The organism is Mycobacteroides sp. PCS013, from assembly GCF_049532645.1.
Classification (GTDB): domain Bacteria; phylum Actinomycetota; class Actinomycetes; order Mycobacteriales; family Mycobacteriaceae; genus Mycobacterium; species Mycobacterium gwanakae.
This window is the reverse complement of the sequence record NZ_CP150131.1, coordinates 3279770-3288777: the sequence shown is the minus strand read 5'-3', so window position 1 is coordinate 3288777 and position 9008 is coordinate 3279770. Positions and strand designations below refer to the sequence as shown.

The following is a 9008-nucleotide window of genomic DNA, read 5'->3' as shown; positions in this document are numbered from 1 at the left end:
CGTGTCCTAATTTCTGTCTGGGCAATCGATAACCCTGATATGCCCAGGCCCCGAGCAAGAGGCAATCGCCACCCCGTCCCGCATACTGGCAATGCAAAGAGAAACTGATAAGATGCGATTAAGTGCTTGTATCTAAGAGTTGACTACTATTGGCAAATATTGATGGTTTTCCGAATTTTGAGAACCTGGTCATGGCGGGTCGCTTATGATGCCTGGGGTAATTGACTAGAGGTTCTATTTTTTGATCCTGGGGGTCAGTAATTTCATGGAACCGCCGCAGCTGCCCTTCGCGCGTGAGGGATTGTTCACGCCGGCTCCCCTGCAGCGGGAGCTGCAGTGTGCCGGGAACGTGCACCGGGTGACCACTGCCGTCGGAGACCCCGCCTGGCTCGTCACCGGACATGCGGCAGTGCGGCAGCTGTTCGATGACGATCGGGTGGGCCGGTCGCACCCCGAGCCCGAAACCGCTGCCCGGTCCGGTAAATCGGCGTTCTTCGGTGGACCGATCGGCAACTATGAGACCGAGCGTGACGACCATGCGCGGGGGCGACGGCTCATGCAACCGCATTTCACGCCAAAACAGATGCGGGCGTTGGAAAATCGTGTGTCCGAATTGTCCACCGAACTGCTGGACACGATGATCGAGCAGGGCCCGCCCGCGGATTTGTACACCGCCGTCGCCCAGCCGTTGCCGATGATGGTGTTGTGCGAACTGCTCGGTGTGCCCTACGCGGACAGGGCCGAGTTTCGTGAATGGACCACGGCCGCATCGAATACCCGCGATCGGGGCCTGTCTGAGTGGGGGATGGGCCAGCTTTTCGTATACGGGTTACAACTGGTTGGCCGTAAGCGCGAGGACCCCGGCGATGACGTGATCTCCCGTCTCTGTGCTGTGGACGGTGTCGCCGACCACGAGATCGCCTCGCAATCGATGGCGTTGCTTCTCGGTGGGCACGAGACCACCGTTGTCCAGCTCGGTCTGGCCGCACTGCTGTTGCTGGCCAATCCCGAACAGTGGGCTTTGCTTGTGGCACAACCGGACCTGATTCCCAACGCGGTGGAAGAGACGTTGCGTGCCTCGCGTACGGGCGGCGGCGAGATACCGCGATACGCGCGTGAAGATCTCGACCTCGATGGGGTGCATATCGCTGCCGGAGACCTCCTCTTGCTGGATGTCGGTGCGGCCAATCACGATCGGGCCGTATTCGGCGGCCCGGACCGGCTGGATGTCACCCGGCACACCGCGGCTCATGTCACGTTCGGGTACGGCGCGCGTTATTGCGTGGGTGCGCCGCTGGCCCGGTTGCAGCTCACCACGGTGCTCGGGCAGCTGGTCGAGCGACTGCCCGGGCTGTATCTGCGTAAGGAAGTCTCGGAACTTACGATGCGGTCCGATCTGCTGACCGGGGGTCTGTTCGAGTTGCCTGTCGGCTGGTAGGCCGCCTGTCAACTTTCCTTGACGCCCCATGGTCGTCAATCTATATTGACAACCATGGGTGATATTCCGTCGGCCGATCTGGACGACGCCGTCAGTAGTACGGATCCGGCCGTCGGCCTGAGAGCCGTACAGGCGTTGCGGCGCTTGTGCGAACGACTCGAAGCAATCCACGTCACCAATGCACGCAACCAGGGCTGGAGCTGGCAGGCGATCGCCGAGGCCCTCGAAGTGAGCCGCCAGGCAGTGCATCAGAAATACAACCGCGCGAGGAAGTGAGCAGCCATGTTCGAGAAGTTCCAGAAATCGGCCAAGGTCGCCGTGGTGCTGTCGCAAGAGGAGGCCCGCGAGATGGACGAATCGCGCATCGGGGCCGAGCATGTCCTGGTCGGTGTGCTGGACAGTGCGAGCGGACCCCTTCTGGACCTGCTGGGCGGGTACGGGCTGAGTGCCGACGCCGTGCGTGACCGGCTGCGCGCCGGATCTCAGGAGCCGCCGCTGGACGACGAGGATGCTCAGGCGCTCAAGGCCATTGGCATCGATTTGTCGCAGGTGCGTGACAGTGTGTCGAAAGTCTTCGGCCCGCAAGCCTTCGACAAGGCATTTGAGAAATCGGGGCGTCGCAAGGGGCGTGCCCGCGGGTGGCGCCCCTTTGGGATGATCCCGTTCAACTCCTCAGCCAAGAAATGCCTGGAGCTAGCCTTGCGGGAAGCCATTGCGCACAAAGACAATTGGATCGGATGTGAGCACATGGTGCTGGGCATTCTGCGGGGTGGTGACCCGGTGGCTCTGGCCGTGATCACCGAGCGGGTGCCCGCCGATGAGCTGCGGCAAGCAGTGGTCGGACTGCTCGATCGGGCCGCCTAGCGCCACGAGGGGATTGACCCCGGGGCGCCGGGCATCGCGTTTGCGGACACATGAAGTTGGACCGCTGTGGGAGCGTTCAGTTTGTGATGTGCGTGGCGCATACCGGTCGGCCATGACGCAGGTAACTCGGCCCTTATCACTGAGACGTCTCATGGTCAATGGGCCGTTGGCCGCGGTCCCTCGTCGGGACCTACGGATATCAGAGAACTCGCCGCGCCGCCGTTATCTTGCGGTGTCTTATGCCCAGGTAGTGGACGGTTGTGACCACATTGCGAGGTGCATACCCCTACCGGGGTAAGGGTTTGGCGACACTTTAACTTCAGATTGAGTCAAAGTGAACGGCAGGTGTACTGTGGATGACATAGAAGCGGCGCCTAACGTTTTTCGTTGTTAGTGGTTTCCCGGGGGCCGCACCTGAATATGCGGACCTACGGAGTCACCATGTATGCACTTACCAAGACCAAAAACGTTCTTTGTTGTACGGCGTTGTTAGCCCTCCCGCTGTTGGGGCTCGGGGCGCCGGGCGTCAGTGTTCTGCGCGAGCCGGCGGTGGGACAGACACTCGCGGGCCCTGCCGATCCGGTGACGCCAATACCCGGACCAGGTGTGGGCGATGGGTCACGCTGGTCGTTTACCAATCAGCAGCCCGGCAGGGATGGAAACACCGGCTGGGGAACCCTTCCGCACGGTCAGGGACATGCGTGCCAAAACAGCTGGGTGTTCTGCGATGCCACCGGTAACCCGAATCGCTCAGATCTACCTCCGGGCCTCACCCAGGGCGGCGGATGGGTAAGCGCACCGGACCATACCGGTGTGACCTGCCAAAACACGGGCGTCGTCTGTAAGAACTTCTCCTAAGACGTCACGGTCCGCGAGGGCTAGCTCAGCCAGGTCAGGGCCGAGGCGGTGAGAATCGCCCAGCCAAGCATGGCAAGGCCGGTGTCGCGCAATGTCGGGATCAACTCCGGCCCTTGCGCTTTGGTGACGACTGGGCGGGCGGCCTTGACCATGAGGGGCAACATCACGAGCCCCAGCAGGTGCCACGGGTGGCCAATGCCCAGGCCGATGCTGACCAGAACCGGAACGGCGAGCAGTGCCGGGAACAGGATCCGGGTGCGCGCATCGCCCAATCGGACGGCCAGCGTGATCTTGCCGGATTCGCGATCGGTGGGGATATCGCGCAGATTGTTGGCCACCAATACGGCGCTGGAGAAGCTGCCGATTGCCACCGCCAGTGCCAGGCCGGTGCGGCTGATCGTCAAGGCCTGTACGTATTCGGTGCCCAGCACGGCCACCAGGCCGAAGAATATGAAGACGGCGATTTCGCCAAACCCGCTGTATCCGTAGGGCTTCGAACCCCCGGTGTAGAACCAGGCGCCCGCGACGCACGCTGCGCCGACCGCTACCAGCCACCAGGCGGTGGTGATGGACAGCGCCAATCCCGCGGCGGCGCCCAGAGCCAGGAACGCGATGGCGACGGCCTTGACTGCCGACGGCGATGCCAGCCGGGAGCCGACCAGCCGTAGTGGTCCCACCCGGTCGTCATCGGTTCCGCGAATTCCGTCCGAGTAGTCATTGGCGAAGTTGACGCCGATGATCATGCTTACCGATACGGCCAGGGCCAGCAGCGCTTTCCACCAGACGGGGCTGTCGGCCGCCGCGGCGGCGCCTGTGCCCGCGATGACCGGTGCCAGCGCGTTGGGCCAGGTACGGGGACGGGAACCTTCGATCCACTGCGCGATGCTGGCCATGCGGCCGATCCTGCCATGGCCGCGCCCGATTACCCGCTACGGGAAGATGAGTCCTGCTGTCTTCGATAGTGCCGCCGAGAAACGAGCCTGGACGTCTGCCCAGTTCACCACGTTCCAGAAGGCCTTGATGTAGTCGGTCTTCACGTTCTTGTACTGCAGGTAGTAGGCATGCTCGAAGACGTCCAAGCCAAGAAGGGGAATCGTGCCGAACGGCACGTTGGCTTGTTGGTCGTACATCTGGAACGTCAGGAGTCTCTTGCCGAGGGTGTCGTATCCGAGCCATGCCCAGCCTGACCCCTGAACGCCATTGGCCGCTGCGGAGAACTGGTCGCGGAACTTGTCGAAACTGCCGAACTGCTGATCGATGGCGGCTGCCAGGTCACCCTGTGGTTTGTCACCGCCATTCGGAGAGAGGTTCTTCCACCAGATCGAGTGGTTCACGTGGCCGCCGAGATTGAAGGCGAGATTCTTTTCCAGCAGCACGATTGCGGCGTTGTCGGCCTTCTGGCGGGCCTCGGCAAGCTGCTCCACGGCGTCGTTGGCGCCCTTGACGTAGGCGGCGTGATGTTTGTCGTGGTGCAGTTGGTTGATTTCGCCGGAGATATGCGGCTCCAGGGCCGAGTAATCCCAGTCGAGATTCGGCAATGTATACACGCTGCTCTTCTCCTCTTCCTGAGGCGCTTCTCCCCGGGGTTCATCGGCGCATGATGCGAGCGTGAGGGCTCCCGCGGCCGACGCGGTCATTATCAGGAATTGTCTTCGATGTAGTTGATGCCCAATCGAATTCACTCCTCCACGGTAGACGTGGTGGGGGATGCGTCAAGGTCGCCGGCGCGAGTCTGGCAGAACGGCATAATTCACCGAAAAACCTGGTTTCTATCAGCAATTCTCATCTACGCCGTGGCGGCGCCGGGAACGGTGATGATTCTCTACATCATTGGGCGACAGCAACATTCGGTCTATTGCTTGGTGTCGTTGACAAAATTATTGCCCAGATTCGTCGGGAACTGTTGCACGCATTTTGGCGACCAATTGTTTGAGGGGTATGCCACGCACCCAATTGGCCGCTGGCCGGGGTGTTGCACGACAATGACGGCATGCTCGCGGTGATAGGTGGAAGCGGTTTCTATTCGTTCTTCGACAAACCGGTGCGGACCGTCACCCCGACGACACCGTACGGTCAGCCCAGCGCGCCCATCACGGTCGGGCTGGTGGGAGAGCGTGAGGTGGCGTTTCTGCCACGGCACGGCAGTCGCCACGAGTTCTCGCCACATACCGTGCCCTACCGCGCCAATATGTGGGCGCTGCGCGCTCTCGGTGTGCGCCGGGTTTTCGCGCCGTGCGCGGTGGGCAGTCTCACCCCTGATCTGGGCCCTGGCGCCATCGTGGTACCCGATCAGCTGGTCGATCGCACCAGCGGGCGCGAGCAGACCTTCTTCGACAGCGGCGGTATCCACGTGGAATTCGCCGACCCGTACTGCCCGGGGTTGCGTGCTGTATCGCTGCAACCCGAGGCTGTGGACGGCGGCACGATGGTGGTGGTGCAGGGGCCGCGGTTCTCGACTCGAGCCGAAAGCCGCTGGTACGCCTCGCAGGGTTTCACCCTGGTCAACATGACGGGATACCCCGAGGCGGTGCTGGCTCGAGAACTCGAAATCTGCTATGCCGCAATCGCCTTGGTCACCGATCTGGACGCCGGAATTGAACACGGGCAAGGGGTGCGCGCGGTAGACGTGTTCGCCGAGTTCGAACGCAACATCGGCGGGTTTAAGGAGTTGGTGCGCGCTGCCGTCACCGCGACCGAATCCGTCGACACCTGTGGGCACTGCCGTGCGCATGACGGTGTCAAGCTGCCGATCGAGCTTCCCTAGCGGGCATAACGCGTTTGTCCGTGTGGGTTCTTGGTGAAGGACAGCACCTTAGACGGCGTCACGGTATATACGACCGCGAACTGGTCGCCCTCGCCGAAGCCGCCCTCGCTCGGCGTGAATTTCCAATCCTCGCCGTACTTTTCGAGATAGGCGTCCGCGAGACTCTGCAGTGCGGCGGCATCGGTGACGCGTTCGGCCGCCCCCTCGACCACGACGTCGTGCCCGTCATTCCACGTGTTGGCACCGGTCGCGATGGCCACGGTGCGGTTCGCGTCGAGATTACGGGCCTTCTGTTCGGTGGGGCCCGTGCAGAACACGAACGATTCGTCCCGCCACAGGCCCACGAGCGGAGTCATATGGGGGCTGCCGTCGGCGCGCACGGTGGTGATCCAGTACAGCTCGGCGGCGGCAAGCAGCGCCGATACGTCGCTCCACGCGGGTGCGGCCGCGCCGGGCTCGCTGAACCGCTGGTCGAAATGAGGGGTAAGGGTCATGCTCATACAGACCCGGCCTGGCACCTGGATTCATCGCGGGTACCGTAACGCCATGCGTGATTCGGTCACCGTGCACATGGCGGCTCCTGCGGACAAGATTTGGGGCCTGGTCAGCGACATTACTAACACCGGCAGGTTCAGTCCCGAGACATTTGAGGCCGAGTGGCTCGACGGAGCCAGTGCTCCTGCGGTCGGGGTGCGTTTCCGCGGCCATGTGAAGCGCAACCAGAAGGGACCCGTCTATTGGACGGTGTGCCGCATCGTCGAGTGTGACCGCGATCGTTCGTTTGGTTTCGCGGTGCTCTTGCCGAACGGTAAGACGGTGAACACCTGGCGGTATCAGTTCGAGTCGGCCGGTGACGGTACCGACGTCACCGAATCCTTCGAACTGACTCCCTCCTTACCGGTGCGGATCTACTGGGCACTGTTGGGTTGGGCGCGGGGCCGCACGAATCGCAACGGCATGCGGGAGACCTTGAATCGGATCAAGGCGGTCGCCGAGGCCGCGTGACTAGGGGGCGTCCAGCGCCGAGAGGCCGCGTCCCGCAGACCACACCGCGCTTTTCACAAAGTGATTGTCGTAGGTCTGCTGTGATGCCCGCAGCTCGCTGATATCGGCCTGGCCGTGCACGATTCGGTCCAGCAGCCGGAAATAGTCGAAGCGCTGGACCCCAGGGGAGAGGACCGTGAAGATGTTGGCATCGCTGTCTGCGGTAGCGCCGAACGCGTGCGGCATCAGCTGCGGAACCAACAGCGTGTCACCCTGTTCCAGAACCTCGATGCGATCGCCCGCCAGGATTTCCAGCCGCCCCGACACCAGATAGAACAGCTCGGTGGAGCGGGTGTGGAAGTGCGGGGCCGCGCCGTCGGCGCCCTTGGGCAGGTAGATGTTCAGGACGCTGACCGCCCCACCGGTCGCGTCGGAATCCATCACCAATCCGGTCGCGTTTCCGGGTGCGGTGCTGAGGATCTCGCGATCGCTGTGCCGCACCAGAGGCGCGGAGCCTGGCACAAACTCCTCACGTGTCATGGGACAACGCTATGAACTCAAGTGAGCTTGAGGTCAAGAGAAGCGTTTGACGAGGGCACGGCGGTCGAGTTTCCCGATCCCGCGCCGGGGCAGTTCGTCGAGGAGATGCAGTTCGCGTGGGGCGGCGGTGTCTTCGAGAGCCGCGGCGACATGCGCCCGCAGATCCTCCAGCGTCGGAGTGCCCGCCGGTGACGGCACGACCGCCACGGCGACGTGCTGGCCGAGCCGATCATCGGGTACACCGAACACCGCACATTCGGCGACCAGCGGATGAGTGGCCAGAGCTGCCTCTACCACCTGCGGAACCACGGTGAGCCCGCCGGTGCTGATGGCCTCATCCAGACGGCCCAGTACCCGCAGCCGGCCATCGTGGAGCTCGCCGAAGTCATCGGTGTGGAACCATCCGGGCTCCGAGAATGCCTTGTGGCTCGCGATGTTTCGATAGCCCGACGCCACGGTGGCACCACCGAGGCTGATCTGGCCCTCCGTCCCGATGCGCACTTGGACTCCGCGAAGGGCCACCCCGTCGTACACGCATCCGCCGCAGGTTTCGCTCATGCCGTAGGTCCGGATCACCGGGACACGTGCCTGCGCCGCCCGGATGGCGACGGGCGCGGGTAGCGGGCCACCGCCCAGCAGGACCGCGTCAAAGGATGCGAGCACCTCGGATGCGGCGGGGTCTTCCAATGCCTTGGCCAGCTGTATTGCCACCAGGGAGATGTATCGACGGGTTCCGGTCATCTCGGCGGCGGCGCGCACGAAGTCGGGTAGCGAAAAGCCCGTCGAGACGTCGAGGACCACGGGTTCGGTTCCGGCCTGGATGCTGCGCAGCAACACCTGCATTCCGGCGATGTGATGGGGTGGCAGCGCCAGTAGCCATTGGCCGGTCCCGCCCAGGCGGGCGTGTGTTGCGGCGCCACTGGCGGTCAGCGCGTCTCCGGTGAGCATGGCGCCCTTGGGTTTTCCGGTGGTGCCGGAGGTTGACACCACCACCGCCACATCCTCGGCGATCGGTTCGTCGGCGGCGAGTTCGGAGGCGAGGAAATGTGCCTGATCGGCGTCATCGGCAGGTACGGGCAGCACTGCGTCGCCGCGACCGTCCAGCAGTTCCGCCAGGCGGGGGAGCAGGCCGAGCATGGTCTGCCCGCTGGGTACGGGCAGGGCGCGCAGTAGCCGGGTCACGCCGGGTGGTCGGTGGCCTGACCGGAGCCCGGTTCGTCACGATGGTCCGCGGGCTCGCGCGGATCATCCAGGGGCCAGCCCTTTTTCGCCAGTCGCTCACGGACGCGCTCGATGTCGTCGCTGGTCGGCAGCTCATCGGTGACCTGGGTGATGAGCACGGCGATATCGATGTTGTCGAAGTCGCCGCGGGCCATCAGTTCGCGGGCCACGGTCTTGACCTCGTCATTACTCAACCTGCGGCCCAGCAGTGCCAACAGCGGGACATAGTCGGGTGGCGGGACACCTTCGGGGTATCCCGCCCGAAGCCAGGTGACGATCTTGCTCAGAAATGCGTTCACGGCCTCAAACTCCTGTAGGGACGGGCGGCCGTCCTATTCG

The 9008-nt window shown here is 63.5% G+C and carries 12 protein-coding genes; 6 read left to right on the top strand and 6 right to left on the bottom strand.

Annotation, left to right across the window (positions count from 1 at the left end):
- Positions 1–265 precede the first annotated feature (265 nt).
- The 4 genes from RHO23_RS16535 (at position 266) to RHO23_RS16520 (ending at position 3160) form a co-directional block, all read left to right on the top strand.
- A complete protein-coding gene (locus RHO23_RS16535) occupies positions 266–1438 on the top strand; it encodes a cytochrome P450 (protein ID WP_070941451.1) in 1173 nt (390 codons plus the stop codon).
- 54 nt (positions 1439–1492) lie between these two features.
- Positions 1493–1714, top strand: a complete 222-nt coding sequence (locus tag RHO23_RS16530) for a sigma factor-like helix-turn-helix DNA-binding protein (protein ID WP_030096538.1) — start codon at positions 1493–1495, stop codon at positions 1712–1714.
- A gap of 6 nt (positions 1715–1720) precedes the next feature.
- Positions 1721–2302 (top strand): Clp protease N-terminal domain-containing protein, encoded by a 582-nt coding sequence (locus tag RHO23_RS16525; protein WP_070915506.1) that lies wholly within the window; start codon positions 1721–1723, stop codon positions 2300–2302.
- A gap of 441 nt (positions 2303–2743) precedes the next feature.
- Entirely contained in the window at positions 2744–3160 is a 417-nt protein-coding gene (locus RHO23_RS16520) for a hypothetical protein (RefSeq protein WP_081346039.1), read from the top strand.
- Between the two features lie 20 nt (positions 3161–3180).
- Here the strand turns inward: RHO23_RS16520 and RHO23_RS16515 are convergent, their stop codons facing one another.
- Positions 3181–4053 carry a 1,4-dihydroxy-2-naphthoate polyprenyltransferase gene (locus tag RHO23_RS16515; RefSeq protein ID WP_070915504.1) on the bottom strand — a complete coding sequence of 291 codons (873 nt, stop codon included), beginning with the start codon at positions 4051–4053 and terminating at the stop codon, positions 3181–3183.
- Positions 4054–4089: 36 nt separating this feature from the next.
- A complete protein-coding gene (locus tag RHO23_RS16510) occupies positions 4090–4707 on the bottom strand; it encodes a superoxide dismutase (RefSeq protein WP_046256011.1) in 618 nt (205 codons plus the stop codon).
- A gap of 443 nt (positions 4708–5150) precedes the next feature.
- Here RHO23_RS16510 and RHO23_RS16505 point away from each other — a divergent pair, with 443 nt between their 5' ends.
- Complete coding sequence (locus tag RHO23_RS16505) at positions 5151–5924, top strand: S-methyl-5'-thioadenosine phosphorylase (protein WP_057964928.1); 774 nt, start codon at positions 5151–5153, stop codon at positions 5922–5924.
- Here the strand turns inward: RHO23_RS16505 and RHO23_RS16500 are convergent.
- A complete protein-coding gene (locus RHO23_RS16500; RefSeq protein ID WP_423489243.1) occupies positions 5921–6418 on the bottom strand; it encodes a pyridoxamine 5'-phosphate oxidase family protein in 498 nt (165 codons plus the stop codon). The two genes, RHO23_RS16505 and RHO23_RS16500, sit on opposite strands and share 4 nt — an antisense overlap.
- Before the next feature lie 52 nt (positions 6419–6470).
- Here RHO23_RS16500 and RHO23_RS16495 point away from each other — a divergent pair, with 52 nt between their 5' ends.
- Complete coding sequence (locus RHO23_RS16495; protein ID WP_057964927.1) at positions 6471–6929, top strand: SRPBCC family protein; 459 nt, start codon at positions 6471–6473, stop codon at positions 6927–6929.
- Here the strand turns inward: RHO23_RS16495 and RHO23_RS16490 are convergent, their stop codons facing one another.
- From RHO23_RS16490 to RHO23_RS16480, 3 genes are read right to left on the bottom strand one after another with little or no spacing between them, the layout of a single operon-like run.
- The gene (locus RHO23_RS16490; RefSeq protein ID WP_046254761.1) at positions 6930–7448 is read right to left on the bottom strand and encodes a cupin domain-containing protein; all 519 of its coding nucleotides are present in this window, start codon (positions 7446–7448) and stop codon (positions 6930–6932) included.
- A gap of 33 nt (positions 7449–7481) precedes the next feature.
- On the bottom strand, positions 7482–8630 hold the full coding sequence (gene menE, locus RHO23_RS16485; RefSeq protein ID WP_081347415.1) for an o-succinylbenzoate--CoA ligase: 1149 nt from the start codon (positions 8628–8630) through the stop codon (positions 7482–7484).
- The gene (locus RHO23_RS16480; RefSeq protein WP_030096546.1) at positions 8627–8968 is read right to left on the bottom strand and encodes a DUF3349 domain-containing protein; all 342 of its coding nucleotides are present in this window, start codon (positions 8966–8968) and stop codon (positions 8627–8629) included. The genes menE and RHO23_RS16480 overlap by 4 nt, the downstream gene beginning before the upstream one ends.
- Positions 8969–9008 lie beyond the last annotated feature (40 nt).

Bases quoted from the DNA above. Each gene is read 5' to 3' on its own strand.
- RHO23_RS16535 (WP_070941451.1), top strand. From the start codon at position 266: ATGGAACCGCCGCAGCTGCCCTTCGCGCGTGAGGGATTGTTCACGCCG.
- RHO23_RS16530 (WP_030096538.1), top strand. From the start codon at position 1,493: ATGGGTGATATTCCGTCGGCCGATCTGGACGACGCCGTCAGTAGTACG.
- RHO23_RS16525 (WP_070915506.1), top strand. From the start codon at position 1,721: ATGTTCGAGAAGTTCCAGAAATCGGCCAAGGTCGCCGTGGTGCTGTCG.
- RHO23_RS16520 (WP_081346039.1), top strand. From the start codon at position 2,744: ATGTATGCACTTACCAAGACCAAAAACGTTCTTTGTTGTACGGCGTTG.
- RHO23_RS16515 (WP_070915504.1), bottom strand. From the start codon at position 4,053: ATGGCCAGCATCGCGCAGTGGATCGAAGGTTCCCGTCCCCGTACCTGG.
- RHO23_RS16505 (WP_057964928.1), top strand. From the start codon at position 5,151: ATGCTCGCGGTGATAGGTGGAAGCGGTTTCTATTCGTTCTTCGACAAA.
- RHO23_RS16500 (WP_423489243.1), bottom strand. From the start codon at position 6,418: ATGACCCTTACCCCTCATTTCGACCAGCGGTTCAGCGAGCCCGGCGCG.
- RHO23_RS16495 (WP_057964927.1), top strand. From the start codon at position 6,471: ATGCGTGATTCGGTCACCGTGCACATGGCGGCTCCTGCGGACAAGATT.
- RHO23_RS16490 (WP_046254761.1), bottom strand. From the start codon at position 7,448: ATGACACGTGAGGAGTTTGTGCCAGGCTCCGCGCCTCTGGTGCGGCAC.